Here is a 15,425-nt window from a genome sequence, read left to right as displayed (position 1 = left end):
GCCCCTTCCCTCTCCCGCTGGGAGAGGGAAAATGTCGCCGAAGGCGACGAAGGGTGAGGACAGCAGCGCTCGTAGTTTACTGGTTATTCTGCCGATGCAGGAAGCGCGGGATGTCGAGCGGATCCTTGGCGCCGCCCTCCTGACCCTCGTCGCGCACCGTGCCGCGTGCCGCGTTCGACATGCGCTCGAACAGCGTCCCGCCGAGCTTCACGCGCGGCTGGCCGGGCGCCGGCTCGGCGGCCGGTGCTTCCGAACCCGGCGACAGCCAGCGACGGTCGGCCGCGGGCGACGGCGCAGCGACGCCGCCGAACGGCTCGTCAGCGAAGGTCTTGGGCGCCTGCGGCACGATCGTCTCGGCGCCGAGCACCAGCTCGTCGTCGCTCGCATCGGCGACCTGCGGCTTGGCGTCCGCCTCGATCGCATCGGCACGATCGAGATCGAGCGGTGCCTCGGCTGCGACCGGCTGGGCCGGGGCTGCAGGCTCGGCGGCCGGTGCCGGTGCGGGCTGCTGGAACGACACCGACGGCTCGGCCGGGGCCGCCGCAGCAGTGGTCGGCCGGAACGAGACCGGCTCCTCGGGCTTGCGCGCGAAGCTGAACGAGCGGGTCGGCTCGGTCGCCTGCGCCGCGGTCGGCGTGGCGCCCTGCGGACGCGCCTCGGCCTCGATGCCGGTCGCGACGACCGACACGCGGATACGGCCTTCCAGCTCGGGATTGAACGCCGAGCCCCAGATGATGTTGGCGTCGGGATCGACCAGCTCGCGGATGTGGTTCGCCGCCTCGTCGACCTCGAGCAGGCGCATGTCGTCGCCGCCGGTGATCGAGATGATGACGCCCTTCGCGCCCTGCATGCTGACGCCGTCAAGCAGCGGATTGGCGATCGCCTTCTGCGCCGCCTCCAGCGCGCGGTTGTCGCCGCTCGCCTCGCCGGTGCCCATCATCGCCTTGCCCATCTCCTGCATCACCGAGCGCACGTCGGCGAAGTCGAGGTTGATGAGGCCGGGCATGACCATCAGGTCGGTGATGCCGCGCACGCCCTGCTGCAGCACCTCGTCCGCCATCGAGAACGCTTCCTTGAAGGTCGTGTTCGCGTTGGCGATCAGGAACAGATTCTGGTTCGGAATAACGATCAGCGTATCGACGTACTTCTGCAGTTCCTCGATGCCGCCTTCCGCGCTCTTGGCGCGGCGGTTGCCCTCGAACGCGAACGGCTTGGTCACGACGCCGACGGTCAGGATGCCCATGTCGCGCGCCGCCTTGGCGATGACCGGGGCCGCACCGGTGCCGGTGCCGCCGCCCATGCCGGCGGCGATGAAGCACATGTGCGCGCCTTCCAGCGTCTTGGCGAGCTGGTCGATCGTCTCTTCGGCGGCGGCGCGGCCGATCTCGGGCCGGCTGCCGGCACCCAGGCCCTGCGTGATCTTGGCGCCCAGCTGGATCCGCTGCGGCGCGATCGACTGCTTCAGCGCCTGCGCGTCGGTGTTGGCGACCAGGAAGTCGACGCCCTGTACCTCGGCCTGCATCATGTTGGCGATCGCGTTGCCGCCGGCGCCGCCGACGCCGATCACGGCGATGCGAGGGGTCAGTTCGTCCACCTCGGGAGTGATGAATTCGATGCTCATGCGCTGATCTCCGCCCTCGCCAACCAACCTCTTGGCAAGGCCCTGTTTACCTTGTGCCCCAAGGAGTGGTGTGGTGCCACCCCCAAAAACGTCAATAATTGGCCCGCGCCGCCTGGATCAGCTTGCGGACCATGCCCATGCCCTTCTGGCGATGGACCATCTGCGGCTGCGGCGCGACGGACCGCAGATCGACGGGGTCGGTCGCGGCATAGAAGGCCAGCCCCGCCAGCGTCGCGAACGCCGGGCCGCCATGCGCCTCTGGCAGCGCGGTCAGCCCGCGCGGGCGTCCGACCCGCACCGAGCGGCCGAGCGCCGCCTGCGCATAATCGGCGATGCCCTTCAGCTCCGCACCGCCACCGGTCAGCACCACCTGGCGCCCCACCGGCCCTTCGAACTTCAGCCGGGTCAGCGCATTGCGCACTTCGCCCATCTGATGCTCCAGCCGCTGGCGGATCACGCCGATGAGGTCGGCCTTGCGGATCTGCGTCGCGCCATGCGCATCGTCCTCCGCGCCGACCGGCACGACCGGGATCATGTCGTGATTGTCGCGCGGGCTAGCGTTGGCCGAGCCGTGGAAGCACTTCATCCGCTCAGCCTGCTGGCGGCGGGTGCCGAACGCCGAGGCGATATCGTCGGTGATGTCGTTGGCCCCCATCGGGATCGACGTCAGCCCGACCAGCATCCCGCCGGCGAACAGCGAGACGTTGGTGATCCCCGCCCCCATCTCGACCAGCGCGACGCCCAGCTCACGCTCTTCCTCCGACAGGCAGGCGAGCCCGGTCGCGACCGGCGAGGCGATGATCGACTTCACCTCGAGGTGCGCCGAACGGACGCACAGGTCGAGGTTGCGGACCGGCGAGCCGTCGGCGGCGACGACATGGATGTGGACGCCCAGCCGATCGGCATGCAGCCCCAGCGGCTTCTTCACCCCGGTCAGTCCGTCGAGCGTGTAGAGCGCGGGCTGCGCGTGCAGCACCATCCGTCCCTGCGGATCGATCGAGTTGCGCCCCGCCGCCAGCAGCGCATCGATATCCGCCTGCTCGACGCGGTGGCCACCCAGTTCGAACTCGACCTCGGCGACGTCGCTGACGAGGCCGCCGGCGGAAAAGCCGACCCAGACATTCTCGATGTTGATTCCGGCGATGCGCTCCGCCTGCTCCACCGCCTCGCGGATCGCGACCTCGGTCGCGCCCATGTCGGCGATATAGCCGCGCTTCACCCCGCGCGATTCGCGCTGCCCGGTGCCGAGCACGATCAGCTCGCCGCCGTCGCCCTTCTGCGCGATCATCGCCGATACCTTCGACGATCCGATGTCGAGCGCGGTGATCAGCTCTTCCGGTCCTGCCTTCGCCATTATCCCTCAACCCCCGCCTGAGTTGCGCCTTCGTTGGTCGCATTATCAATCACGGCCGGCGGCGCCCGTCCATCGTCGGGCACCGCATGCGCGATGCTGCTGCCCGGCCGCCGCGCGACGAGCTTGCTGGGATCGCGCATGTCGAAGCGGATCCAGCCGCGCCCCAGCAGCGGCTTCGATCCGTCGAGCTCGGCGAATTTCAGCAATGCCGCGGGCGCCCCCTCTTCGGGCAGCGCCAGCGTCTCGCCGCTATCGAAGGTCAGGTCCCAGCGCCGGTTTCCGATCCAGGTCGCCGCCTTCACCCGCGGCTTCAGCGCCGGCGCCGCGGCGAGCAGCTGCTGATAGCCGGCCTCCTGCCGGTCGGCGCCGGGGCCGATAACCAGCGGCAGGTCGGGGATCGCTGACGCATTGACCGGCTCCAGCAGCACGCCGTCCTTGTCGATCAGCGTCAGCTGGCCATTGTCCTGCCACACCGCCGCCGGCGTCCGCTCGACGATGTCGACCAGCAGCGTGTCGGGCAGCCGGCGCGAGACATGCGCGTCGGCGATCCAGCCATAGCGCAGCAGCTTCTGCCGCACCGCTTCCAGGTCGACGAGCGGCATCGCCCGGCTCTGCTGATCGAGCGCGACGGCGTAGACCGACATGCGGTCCATCCGCTTCAGCCCGGTGATCTCGATCTGCTGGACGCGAAAGCCCGCATCGCCCGCACTCTCGGCGATCGCCGCGCCGACCATGCCGGGCACCCCGACCCAGGTCGCGATGCCCAGTGCCACCGCCAGCCCGGCGCCGGTCAGCGTATAGGTCGTCGCGCGGCGCAGCGTTTCCTCGCTCACCGGCACGCGCTGGATCAGGCGAGTGGCGAGCGACGCCTTCTTCGCCGGCTTGCGCTTGGCTGCCGGGCGGCGGGCGGGAGCGCCGCGCTTGATCGTCCGGCTCATGCTGCCCCGTCCTTCGCCGCGCGATCCTTCAGCGCCTCGTCGACGATCGCCTGGACCAGTTCCGCATAGGAGATGCCGTTGTGCTTCGCCTGCTCGGGCACCAGGCTGAGCGGCGTCATCCCCGGCTGGGTGTTCACCTCCAGCAGGAACAGGCCGTCGACGCCGCGCTCGTCGTCCCAGCGGAAATCGGCGCGGCTGCATCCCTTGCACCCCAGCAGCCGATGCGCCTCCAGAGCCAGCCGGTTGCACGCCTGTGCGATCTCGTCGGGGATGTCGGCGGGATAGACGTGCTCGGTCATCCCATCGGTATATTTGGCGTCGTAGTCATACCAGCCCGACTTGGGCCGAAGCTCGGTGACCCCCAGCGCGCGCGTGCCGAGCACCGCCGTCGTCAGCTCGCGGCCGCGGACATAGGGCTCGGCCAGCAGCTCGTCGAATTCCTGCCACGGCCCCGCGACGTCGCGGCCGATCGGCTCGCCGTAATTGCCGTCGGCCGTGACGATCGCGACACCGACCGACGAGCCCTCGTTGACGGGTTTGAGCACATAGGGGCGCGCCAGCGGATCGCCGGCGAAGATATCCTCCGACCGAACCACGCGGCCGCCCGGCATCGGCACGCCATGCGGCACCAGCGCCTGCTTCGTCAGTACCTTGTCGATCGCGATCACCGACGTCGCCATGCCGCTGTGGGTGTAGGCGAGGCCCATCAGGTCCATCAGCCCCTGGACGCTGCCGTCCTCGCCCGGCGTACCGTGGAGCGCGTTGAAGACGAGGTCGGGTTTCGCCGCCGCCAGCCTCGCCGCGACGTCGCGCCCCATGTCGATCCGCGTGACGCGATGGCCGAGCGATTCCAACGCGTCGGCCACGCCGCTGCCCGACATCAGCGACACCTCGCGCTCGGCGGACCAGCCGCCCATCAGCACGGCGATGTGGAGGTTTTCCATCAATTCCTCCCCCGCAGGGGGAGGGTGATGGAGGGGTAGCCCCTAGCTCCCCCGTCATTCCCGCGCAGGCGGGAATCCAGACCGGCTGGCCTATCGGCTCCATCGCAACGGCAGTGATGATGGATCCCCGCCTGCGCGGGGATGACGGAAGGACCAACCATCACTTCACCCCTACCCGCTGAATTTCCCATTCCAGCGTCACGCCCGACGTCGCCTTCACCCGCTCGCGCACGTCCTCACCCAGCCCCTCGATCTCCGCGCTCGTCGCCTGACCGACGTTGAGCAGGAAGTTCGTATGTTTCTCCGATACCTGCGCGTCACCGCGACGCAAGCCGCGGCATCCCGCCGCATCGACCAGCGCCCAGGCCTTCTCACCCGGCGGATTTTTGAACGTCGAGCCGCCGGTCTTCGATCGCAGCGGCTGCGACGCCTCGCGCGCGGCGGCGATGCGGTCCATCTCCGCCTGGATTGCGGCGGGTTCACCCGCTTCCCCACGGAAGGTCGCGCTGACGACGACGGCGCCGTCGGGCAATTCGCTGTGGCGATAGGTATAGCCAAGATCGCCGAGCGCCAGCACGCGCCGCTCGCCCGAGCGCAACACCACGTCTGCCTCGACCAATATGTCCTTCACCTCGCGGCCATAAGCGCCGCCGTTCATCCGCACGAAGCCACCGACGGTGCCGGGGATCGAGCGCAGGAACTCGACACCGGCGATGCCCGCATCGCGCGCCGTCGACGACACCCGGATCCCGCTCGCGCCGCCGCCGCACGTCAGGTCGAGGCCATCGGCAACAACCTTGGCGAACGCCTTGCCCAGCCGCACCACCACGCCCGGCACCCCGCCATCACGCACGATCAGGTTCGATCCCAGGCCGAGCGCCATTACCGGTACGGCGGGGTCGAGCGCGCGCAGGAAGTCGCACAGGTCGTCGACATCGGCCGGCTCGAACAGCCATTCCGCCGTGCCACCGGACTTGAACCAGACCAGCGGCGCCAGCGGCGCGTTAGAGGTCAGGCGACCGCGGACCTGAAAATCCTCCCCGGCATGGGGAGGGGGACCAGCGAAGCTGGTGGAGGGGGCGCTGTCCTGAGCGGTTCGCTCGCGGACAGCCCCCTCCACCCCGACGCTACGCGTCGCGGTCCCCCTCCCCGTGCCGGGGAGGATTTGATCCGTTACATTCACCACGGCCCGGCGCCCCACAGCCGGGCCCAGGCCTGCCACGCCGCCATGTTCGCCTCGGCCGCCTTCCGGGTCGCGTCCTGCGCGTCGAGCATCGCCTTGCCCATGTCGACCGAGCCCTGCCCCGCGTCGAGCGACTTGCGCCCGGCGTCGAGCATCTGCTTCTGCAGGTCGAACGAGGCCTTTACCCAATCGGTCATGCGCGTGCGTCCTCGATGCCTTGGGCCAATCCGGCCGCCCATTTGGTGATATCGCCCGCGCCCAGGCAGATCACCTGGTCGCCCGGCGCGACGCTCGCGGCCAGCTTGGTCGCGAGGTCGCGGGCATCGGCGACGGTAGCGACGTCGCGATGCCCGCGCCGCTTCAGCCCCTCGACCAGCGCCTCGGCGTCGACGCCCTCGACCGGTGTCTCGCCCGCGGCATAGACCGGGGTGACATAGACCGCGTCGGCGTCGTTGAAGGCACCCTGGAACTCGTCCATCAGATTGCCGAGCCGCGAATAGCGGTGCGGCTGCACCACCGCGATCACCCGCCCCTGCGCACTCTCGCGCGCCGCCGCGAGCACCGCCCGGATCTCGACCGGGTGATGGCCGTAATCGTCGATGATCGTCGCGCCATTCGCTTCGCCCACCTTGGTGAAACGCCGCTTGACCCCAGTAAACCGCTCGAAGCCCTTGCCGATCGTCGGATCGTCGATGCCCAGTTCCAGCGCCACGCCGATCGCGGCCAGCGCGTTCTGGACATTGTGCCGCCCCGGCATCGGCAGGTCGATGCCTTCGATCGAGCGCGTGGTGCCGTCGCGGTGGCGGATGATCGCCTCGAACCGGTTGCCGCCCGGATAGGGCACGACGTTGACGCCGCGCACATCGGCGCTCGCGGCGAAGCCATAGGTCACGATCCGCCGGTCGCGCACCCTGGGGATCAGCGCCTGCACCTCGGGATGGTCGAGGCACAGCAGCGCCGCGCCATAGAAGGGCACGTTCTCGACGAACTCGACATACGCGTCCTTCGCCTTCTCGAAGCTGCCGTAATGGTCAAGATGCTCGGGATCGATGTTGGTGACGACCGCGATCGTGCCGTCGAGCCGCAGGAAGCTGCCGTCGCTCTCGTCCGCCTCGACCACCATCCAGTCCGACGCGCCGAGCCGCGCGTTCGAGCCATAGCTGTTGATGATCCCGCCGTTGATGACGGTCGGATCGACCCCGCCCGCATCGAGCAATGCCGCGACCATGCTGGTCGTCGTCGTCTTGCCGTGCGTCCCCGCGACCGCGACGGTCGATTTGAGGCGCATCAGCTCGGCCAGCATCTCCGCGCGGCGGACGACGGGAATGCGGCGGTTGAGTGCGGCCTCGACTTCGGGATTGCCGCGCTTCACCGCGGTCGAGATCACGACGACCGCCGCATCCTCGACATTCTCGGCGGCATGGCCGATCGTCACCGCGATCCCCCGCGCGCGCAGTGCCTCGACGACATAGCTCTCCGCCACGTCGCTGCCCTGCACCGAATAGCCGAGGTTCTTCATCACCTCGGCGATGCCCGACATGCCGATCCCGCCGATGCCGACGAAATGGATCGTGCCGATATCGGTGGCGACGCCCCTCATGCGAACGCCTCCTGCTTGCGCTGGGGCGAGGGCACCGGCAGCATGATCCGCGGCGCGTCGAGGCTTTCGACCAGATCGGCCAGATCGCTCACCGCCGTTGGTTGGCCCACCGAGCGCGCGCGCCCCGCCGCATTCTCCAGTGCCGCGGGGTCGAGCCCCAGCTTCTGCATCTGTTTGGCGAGCTCGATCGCGGTGAAGCGGTCCTGCGGGATCGTCCGCGCGCCGCCCGCCTGAGTGATCTCGCGCGCGTTGGCGGTCTGGTGATCGTCGGTCGCGCCGGGCAGCGGCACGAGGATCGCCGGGCGCCCGGCGGCGGTCAGCTCGGCGATCGTCGAGGCACCGGCGCGCGCAATGACGAGATGCGCCCAGGCCAGCCGCTCGGGCAGGTCGGGCAGATAGGTTGCGACCTCCGCCGGGATCTGATGCTCGGCATATTGCGCGCGCACCGCGTCCATATCCTCGATCCGCGCCTGGTGCGTCACCTGCAACCGCGCGCGGAAGCTGACCGGCAGCATCGCCAGGCCATCGGGCACCACGCGGCTTAGGATGCTCGCCCCCTGCGACCCGCCGGTCACCAGCACGCGGAAGATGCCGTCCTCCTCCAGCAACGGAAAGGGCTTGGCCCGCAGCGCAAGCACCGCCTCGCGCACCGGATTGCCGACGAGGTGGGTCTTGCCGAGATACCGCTCGGCCAGGCGCGCCGTCTCGGCATAGCTGGTCGCGATCGCGTCGACGCGGCGCGCGACGGTGCGGTTGACGCGGCCTAGCACCGCATTCTGCTCATGCACCGCGGTCGGAATCTTCTCGGCAAAGGCCGCCAGCAGCGCCGGGAACGCGGGATAGCCGCCAAAACCGATCACGGCGGCGGGGCGGAACGTCTTGTACAGCTCGCGCGCCATCGCCCGGCCGCGCATCATCTCGCGCACCGCCGACATCCAGCCCTGCGGCTTCTTCAGCTGGAAACGCCCCGCGGGCAGGACGTGCGTCTGCACACCGTCGAACAATCCGGGGAAACGCACGCCGCGCGCATCGCTGACCAGTGCGACGCGATGGCCGCGCTTCATCAGCTCTTCGGCGAGCGCGGCGGCGGGAACCATGTGGCCACCGGTTCCACCGGCGGCGAGGACGTAGTGCTTGCTCATCGATCGCCCTGTACCCTGTCGCCCCAGCTAACGACATAGGGACTGCGCGTCAGGAACGGATTGCGCCGGGTGAAGGCGAGCAGCAGCCCCATCCCGATCGACAGCGCGATCATCGACGATCCGCCATAGCTGATGAAGGGCAGCGTCATGCCCTTCGACGGGGCGAGCCCGGTGTTAACCGCCATCGACACCAGCGCCTGCGCGCCGAACTGCACCGCCAGGCCCGACGCGGCGAGCAGCTTGAACTCATCCTGCTCGTCGAGCAGCTTGACGAACACGCGCACCACCACCGCCAGGAACACGACGGCGATGACGGCGCAGGCGATCAGCCCGAACTCCTCCCCGATCACCGAGAAGATATAGTCGGTGTGCGCCTCGGGCAGGCCGAACTTGGCGCTGCCGCCGCCCGGCCCGGTGCCGGTCCAGCCGCCTGCGGTCAGCGTGTTGTGCGCGGCGTTGACCTGGAAATGATCCGCCGCGCCCTCGCCGTCGACGCCGGGAAACAGGAACGCGTCGATCCGCTGACGCGCGGTCGAATAGAAGAGATAGGCGCAGACCAGCCCGACCGGCACCATGCCGACGATCCCTGCCAGCACCTTGGGCGGCGTGCCTGCGATCATCAGCAGCGCGAGCCACACCCCGCAGAAGATCACGGTCTGGCCGAAGTCGGGCTGGAGCATCAGCAGCACTGCGACGCAACCGGTCATCGCGCCGGTGATCAACACCGTCGGCAGCTCCTGCTCCTTCGCCTTCAGCGACAGCACCCAGGCGATGGCAACGATGAACAGCGGCTTCAGGAACTCCGAGGGCTGGAATTCGGAGATGCCGACGCCGATCCAGCGCCGCGCGCCGTTATGCTCGGCACCGATCAGCGGCGTCAGCGCCAGGAAGGTCGCGAATATCGCCGCGCCGAGCAACGCCATTCGCCGCGCCGTCGTGACCGGCAGCATCGAGACGCCGAACAGCACGGGGAGCGAGACGCCGATCCACATCAGCTGGCGCCAGAAGTAATAGAGCGGCGCGATCTTGTGGTGCTCGCCCGAATAACGGACTGCGGTGGCGGGGCTGGCGGCGGCGACCGCGACCAGCCCGATCGCCATTAGGAACAGCGTCAGCAGCAGCAGCAGCCGGTCGATATCCCAGAACCAGGTGCCGAGCGGCGAGCGATCGCCACGTCCGCCCCGGCTCTTCACCCGGGCGATCAACCCCTGGTCTCGGCGCACATCGGTCATCGCAGCCCCTCCACCGCCTCGCGAAACGCGCGCCCCCGCGCGGCATAGTCCGTAAATTGATCGAAACTGGCGGCGGCGGGCGACAGCAGCACCACCTCGCCGCGCTGCGCGGCCGCCGCGGCGAGCCGCACCGCCTCCGCCAGCGTCCCCGCCTCGTGCACCGCGACATGCGGCGCCAGCACGCGCGCGAACACCGGCCCCGCCTCGCCGATCGTGTAGGCGGCGATAACGTTGCCGAGATGCGGCAGGCAGGCGTCGAGGTCGTCCCCCTTCGCCTTGCCGCCGACGATCCAGTGAACCCTCGGAAACGCCGCCAGCGCCGGCGCCGCACTTTCGGGATTGGTCGCCTTGCTGTCATCGACGAAGGTCACGCCGTCATAGGTGCCGACGCGCTCCATGCGGTGGGGGAGGCCGGTATAGGTGCGCAGACCCGCGTCGATCACGTCGTGAGACAGGTCAAGCGCTAGGCAGGCTACCCTGGCGGACCAAGCGTTCTGTGCGTTGTGCGGCCCCTGCAGGGCGGGCCACTCCGATTGCTCGGCGGCAAAGTCGGTAGCGTAGTTGCCGCCGAACCACTGGGTCAGTTCGGCACCCGTCGTCATCGAGCGGACCGCCGGCCCCACGCCATTGTCCTCGCTGGCAACGACCGCGACATGCTCCGACGATTGCATGTCGAGCAGCCTCAACTTCGATGCACGATACGCTTCGAAGCCCTCGTAACGGTCGAGATGATCCGGCGTGACGTTGAGCAACACCGCGACGTCGCAGTCGAGGCTGAACGTCAGGTCGATCTGATAGCTCGACAGCTCGAGCACATAGACCCCGCCCTCGGGCAGCGGCCGCTCGCCCAGGATCGGCGCGCCGATGTTGCCGCCCATCAGCGACGGCACGCCCGCGGTTTGCAGCATGTGGTGGACCAGCGCGGTCGTCGTCGACTTGCCGTTGGTGCCGGTGATCCCGACCACTTTGTGCGGCGGCAGTGCGCTGCGCGCCTCGGCGAACAGCTCGATGTCGCCGATGATCGGCACCCCGGCCGCCCGCGCCTTCGCGGCGATCGGGTGGGTGTTGATCGGGACGCCGGGCGACACGACCAGCGCGTCGAAGCCGGTCAAGTCGTCGAGGGGAGCGATCGTCAAAAGCCCCTCCCCTTCAGGAGTTTCGGGTCGGTCGATGCCCCGCATCGACCTGAAGCTGCTGGGGGCAGCTTCACCCAAAACTGGGTTGGGGTGGGGGCCACGGGCACTGGTCTCGGTGAGACTTCCCCCACCCCCGACCCCTCCCCTGAAGGGGAGGGGCTTGATGGCGTCCCGCTTCGCCTCGTCCGAATCCCACGCGACCACCTTCGCCCCAGCCGCAACCAACGCGCGCACCGTCGCGGCGCCGGAGCGGGCGAGCCCCAGCACGGCGTAGCGCTTGCCGGCCCAGGCGGGGCTGGTGATCACCGCAGCTTTAGCGTCGACAGGCCGGCGAGCGCCAGCACGAAGGCGATGATCCAGAAGCGGATCACCACCGTCGGCTCGCTCCAGCCGAGCTGTTCGAAATGGTGGTGGATCGGCGCCATGCGGAAGATGCGCTTGCCGGTACGTTTGTACCAGAACACCTGGATGATGACCGACATCGCCTCGACCACGAACAGCCCGCCGATGATTCCCAGCACGATCTCGTGATGCGCGACGACCGCGATCGTGCCGAGCGCGCCGCCCAGCGCCAGGCTGCCGGTGTCGCCCATGAACACCGCCGCGGGCGGCGCATTGTACCACAGGAACGCCAGGCCCGCGCCGACCACCGCGCCGCAGAACAGCGCCAGCTCGCCCGCGCCGGGGACGTGCGGAATGCCGAGATACTCGGCGAACTTCACGTTGCCCGCCAGGTACACGATGACCATGAACGCGACGCTGGCGATGATCACCGGCATCGTTGCCAGGCCGTCGAGCCCGTCGGTCAGGTTCACGGCATTGCCGAACGACACGATCGTGAACGCCGCGAACACCGGATAGAACAGCCCCAGGTCGATGTAGAGCCGCTGGGTGAAGGGCAGGTACAGGTGCGGCCCGTTCTGCCCCATGATGATCCACGCCGCGATCCCGGCGATGATGAATTCCAGCAGCAGGCGGATGCGCCCCGGCACGCCCGCCGTCGTCGCCTTCCTCACCTTGTCGTAATCGTCGAGGAAGCCGATCGCGCCGAAGCCCAGCGTCACGAACAGGCATGCCCAGACGAACGGATTGGCGAAATCCATCCAGATGACCATCGACAAGGTCAGGCTGGTCAGGATCATCAGCCCGCCCATCGTCGGCGTACCGCGCTTGGCAAGGTGGGTCTGCGGACCGTCGGCGCGGATCGGCTGACCCTTGCCCTGGCGCACGCGCAGCCAGCCGATGAAGCGCGGGCCGATGATCAGGCCGATGAACAGCGCCGTCGCCACGGCCGCGCCGGTGCGAAACGACTGATACCGGATGAGGTTGAGCAGCCCCGGGAAGCCCAGGTGCTCGGCGATCCAATACAACATCTACCCGCCCCTGAGCGCCGCGACGAGCCGCGACAGCCCTACGCCATTCGAACCCTTGATGAGCACCGCATCGCCCGGTGCCAGCATATCCCCCAGCGCCGCGCGTGCCGCGGTCGCATCGGGCACATGGACGACATGGAGCCGCGCCTCAAGCGCCCGTGCGAGCGGCGCCATCGCTTCACCGACGAGAAGCGCCGTTTCGACGCGCGCGGCCATTACCGGCTCCGCAAGATCCGCGTGATAGCGCGCTGAATCGTCGCCGAGTTCGCGCATCTCGCCGAGCACGGCGACGTGCCGCCCCGGTTCGTGTGCCAGCACGGCGAGCGTCGCGCGCATCGAAGCAGGATTGGCGTTGTAGCTTTCGTCGATCACCAGCGCCCGGCCGTCAGCCACACGCGCCTCGAAGCGTGCACCGCGCCCGGGAAGACCGCCCAGTTCCGCCAGCGCCAGCCCCGCCTGCCCCAGGTCGCCGCCCGCCGCATCGACTGCGGCGAGCACCGCCAGCGCGTTCGACACCCAGTGCATGCCCGGCTGCGCCAGCGTGAAGCTCAGCTCCCGCTCGCCGACGCGCGCGGTGACGAAGGTGCCGCCGGTCGCGACGCGCATCGCCTCCATCGCATGGACATCGGCGCCCTTCTCCAGGCCGAACGTCACGATGTGCGACGCATAGGGCTTGGCGGCGGCGATCAGCCGGTCGCGGTGCGGGCTGTCGAACGGCACGATCGCGGTGCCGCCGGGCTCCAGCCCCTGGAAGATCTCGCCCTTGGCGTCGGCGATCGCTTCCTCGCCGCTGAAGAATTCGGTGTGCGCGGGCGCGATGGCGGTGACGATCGCGACATGCGGGCGCACCAGCCGGGTCAGCTGCGCCAGCTCGCCCGCATGGTTCATCCCCATCTCGAACACGCCGACCCGCGTGTCGCGCGGCATCCGCGCCAGGCTGAGCGGCACGCCGGTATGGTTGTTGTAGCTCTTGACCGAGCGGTGCACCGCTTCGGGCATCGACCGGTCCAGCGCCGCGAACAATGCTTCCTTGGCGCTGGTCTTGCCGACCGATCCGGTGACGCCGATGACGACACCCTGCATCCGCGCGCGGGCGGCGCGGCCGAGGTCGTTCAGTGCCGCGAAGGTGTCGGTCACCCGCACATGCGGGTCGTCGCAAGGCGCACTTACGATCGCCCCGGCCGCCCCCTGCGCGAACGCCTGGGCCAGGAAGCGGTGGCCGTCGGTGCTCACGCCGGTCAGCGCGACGAACAGGTCGCCCGCGCCGACCTCACGGCTGTCGAACGCAACGCCCGATACGGTGAAGTCGGTCGATGCGATGCCGTCGGTCGCGGCGGCGATCTCGGCGGCGGTCCAGAGGCTCACGCGGCCGCCTCCCGCACTCCGTCATCCTGAACTTGTTTCAGGATTTCGGGCCGCAGGCGCGCCACCGAGAGATGCTGAAACAAGTTCAGCATGACGAGGGTGGTCGACAGGCTCACGCCGCCACCTCGCGCGCGACCTGGACGTCGTCGAACGGCAGCACCAGGTCGCCGACGATCTGCCCCTGCTCGTGCCCCTTGCCGGCGACGAGCACGATATCCTCCGGCCCAGCCTCGCGAACCGCGGCCGCGATCGCCTCGCGCCGGTCGCCGATCTCGCTCGCCCCGCGCGCGCCCTTCAACACGGCGCGGCGGATCGCGGCGGCATCTTCGGACCGCGGATTGTCGTCGGTCACGATCACCCGGTCGGCCTGCGTCACCGCGACCTGCCCCATCGCCTCGCGCTTGCCCTCGTCACGGTCGCCGCCGGCACCGAACACCACGATCAGCCGGCCCCTGGCATGCGGCTTCAGCGCCGCGATCGCCGCCTCGAGCGCGTCGGGGGTATGGGCGTAGTCGACATAGACCGGCGCGCCGGCACGGGTGATCGTCGCTCGCTCCAGCCGCCCGCGCACCGGCTGCAACCGCGCCAGCGACTGCAGCGTTGCCGCCACCTCGCCGCCGGTCGCGATCACCAGCCCCGCCGACACCAGCGCGTTCGCCGCCTGATAGGCGCCGATCAGCGGCAGCTGGACGCGGTGGACGACGCCCTCCGCCTCGATCGACAGCCCCTGCCCCAGCAACGTCGGCTCACGCCCCACCAGTCGCAGCGTGGCGCCATGCTCGCCGACGGTAATCAGCTGGTTGCCGCGCGCACGGGCCAGATCGATCACGCGGGCCGAGTGGACATCGTCCGCCCACACCACCGCGGTGCCGTCGTCGCTGAGCACATCGGAAAACAACCGCATCTTGGCGGCGAGATAGGCGCCCATGTCGCCATGATAGTCGAGGTGATCGCGGCTGAGGTTGGTGAACGCTGCCGCCGCAATCGGCAGCCCCTGGGTGCGATATTGCGACAGCCCATGACTCGACGCCTCGAACGCTAAATGGGTCACGCCCTCGCGCGCCAGCCCGGCGACGTTCGACAGGAAGGTCACTATATCGGGCGTCGTCAGTCCGGTCGTCACCCGCTCGTCGGCGGTCGTCACGCCCAGCGTGCCGATCGAGGCGGCATGGTGCCCCGCCATCCGCCACAGCTGGCGGGTCATCTCGACGGTCGAGGTCTTGCCGTTGGTTCCCGTCACCGCGACCGCCGTCCCGGGGAAGGGCGCAAAGAATTTCGCGGCGAGATCGGCGAAGCAGGCGCGCGGCTCGTCGGCGCGGATCGCCGCTGCGCCCTCGACCGGCACGCCGGGGCGAGTCACCACCGCGATCGCACCCGATCGGATCGCGTCGGCGATGAAGTCCTCGCCGTTCACCCGCGCGCCGCGAAATGCGCCGAACACGGTCCCCGGCGCCACCTTACGATGGTCGATCGCGAACCCCGTGACGTGCGCCTCCTCGCTCCCGCCGGTCAGCGCACTCAATTTCATGCCGCCTTC

13 protein-coding genes are annotated in these 15,425 nt (G+C 69.2%); all 13 read right to left on the bottom strand.

Annotated features, from left to right (window positions below):
• Nucleotides 1-76 precede the first annotated feature (76 nt).
• Nucleotides 77-1,621, bottom strand: a complete 1,545-nt coding sequence (gene ftsZ, locus GGQ80_RS12985) for a cell division protein FtsZ (protein WP_183985490.1) — start codon at nucleotides 1,619-1,621, stop codon at nucleotides 77-79.
• A 91-nt stretch (nucleotides 1,622-1,712) separates the two neighbouring features.
• Complete coding sequence (gene ftsA, locus GGQ80_RS12980) at nucleotides 1,713-2,975, bottom strand: cell division protein FtsA (protein WP_183985488.1); 1,263 nt, start codon at nucleotides 2,973-2,975, stop codon at nucleotides 1,713-1,715.
• Entirely contained in the window at nucleotides 2,975-3,913 is a 939-nt protein-coding gene (locus GGQ80_RS12975; RefSeq protein WP_183985486.1) for a cell division protein FtsQ/DivIB, read from the bottom strand. The genes ftsA and GGQ80_RS12975 overlap by 1 nt, the downstream gene beginning before the upstream one ends.
• Nucleotides 3,910-4,857 (bottom strand): D-alanine--D-alanine ligase, encoded by a 948-nt coding sequence (locus GGQ80_RS12970; RefSeq protein WP_183985484.1) that lies wholly within the window; start codon nucleotides 4,855-4,857, stop codon nucleotides 3,910-3,912. The genes GGQ80_RS12975 and GGQ80_RS12970 overlap by 4 nt, the downstream gene beginning before the upstream one ends.
• A gap of 160 nt (nucleotides 4,858-5,017) precedes the next feature.
• Nucleotides 5,018-6,043 carry a UDP-N-acetylmuramate dehydrogenase gene (gene murB, locus GGQ80_RS12965; RefSeq protein ID WP_343051050.1) on the bottom strand — a complete coding sequence of 342 codons (1,026 nt, stop codon included), beginning with the start codon at nucleotides 6,041-6,043 and terminating at the stop codon, nucleotides 5,018-5,020.
• Nucleotides 6,037-6,237 carry a hypothetical protein gene (locus GGQ80_RS12960; RefSeq protein ID WP_246347054.1) on the bottom strand — a complete coding sequence of 67 codons (201 nt, stop codon included), beginning with the start codon at nucleotides 6,235-6,237 and terminating at the stop codon, nucleotides 6,037-6,039. The genes murB and GGQ80_RS12960 overlap by 7 nt, the downstream gene beginning before the upstream one ends.
• A complete protein-coding gene (murC, locus tag GGQ80_RS12955; protein WP_183985478.1) occupies nucleotides 6,234-7,640 on the bottom strand; it encodes a UDP-N-acetylmuramate--L-alanine ligase in 1,407 nt (468 codons plus the stop codon). The genes GGQ80_RS12960 and murC overlap by 4 nt, the downstream gene beginning before the upstream one ends.
• Nucleotides 7,637-8,782 carry an undecaprenyldiphospho-muramoylpentapeptide beta-N-acetylglucosaminyltransferase gene (gene murG / locus GGQ80_RS12950; RefSeq protein ID WP_183985476.1) on the bottom strand — a complete coding sequence of 382 codons (1,146 nt, stop codon included), beginning with the start codon at nucleotides 8,780-8,782 and terminating at the stop codon, nucleotides 7,637-7,639. Before murG ends, murC begins: the two co-directional genes overlap by 4 nt.
• Entirely contained in the window at nucleotides 8,779-10,014 is a 1,236-nt protein-coding gene (locus GGQ80_RS12945) for an FtsW/RodA/SpoVE family cell cycle protein (protein WP_183985474.1), read from the bottom strand. The genes murG and GGQ80_RS12945 overlap by 4 nt, the downstream gene beginning before the upstream one ends.
• Complete coding sequence (gene murD / locus GGQ80_RS12940; protein WP_343051049.1) at nucleotides 10,011-11,456, bottom strand: UDP-N-acetylmuramoyl-L-alanine--D-glutamate ligase; 1,446 nt, start codon at nucleotides 11,454-11,456, stop codon at nucleotides 10,011-10,013. The genes GGQ80_RS12945 and murD overlap by 4 nt, the downstream gene beginning before the upstream one ends.
• Nucleotides 11,453-12,523, bottom strand: coding sequence for a phospho-N-acetylmuramoyl-pentapeptide-transferase (gene mraY, locus GGQ80_RS12935; protein WP_183985469.1), 1,071 nt, complete (start codon nucleotides 12,521-12,523; stop codon nucleotides 11,453-11,455). The genes murD and mraY overlap by 4 nt, the downstream gene beginning before the upstream one ends.
• Nucleotides 12,524-13,888, bottom strand: coding sequence for a UDP-N-acetylmuramoyl-tripeptide--D-alanyl-D-alanine ligase (locus tag GGQ80_RS12930; RefSeq protein ID WP_183985467.1), 1,365 nt, complete (start codon nucleotides 13,886-13,888; stop codon nucleotides 12,524-12,526).
• A gap of 112 nt (nucleotides 13,889-14,000) precedes the next feature.
• The gene (locus tag GGQ80_RS12925; protein ID WP_183985465.1) at nucleotides 14,001-15,416 is read right to left on the bottom strand and encodes a UDP-N-acetylmuramoyl-L-alanyl-D-glutamate--2,6-diaminopimelate ligase; all 1,416 of its coding nucleotides are present in this window, start codon (nucleotides 15,414-15,416) and stop codon (nucleotides 14,001-14,003) included.
• Nucleotides 15,417-15,425: the final 9 nt, after the last annotated feature.

The organism is Sphingomonas jinjuensis, from assembly GCF_014197105.1.
Taxonomy (GTDB): domain Bacteria; phylum Pseudomonadota; class Alphaproteobacteria; order Sphingomonadales; family Sphingomonadaceae; genus Sphingomonas; species Sphingomonas jinjuensis.
The sequence above is the reverse complement of the archived record's forward strand: the minus strand, read 5'-3'. Positions and strand labels throughout refer to the sequence as shown.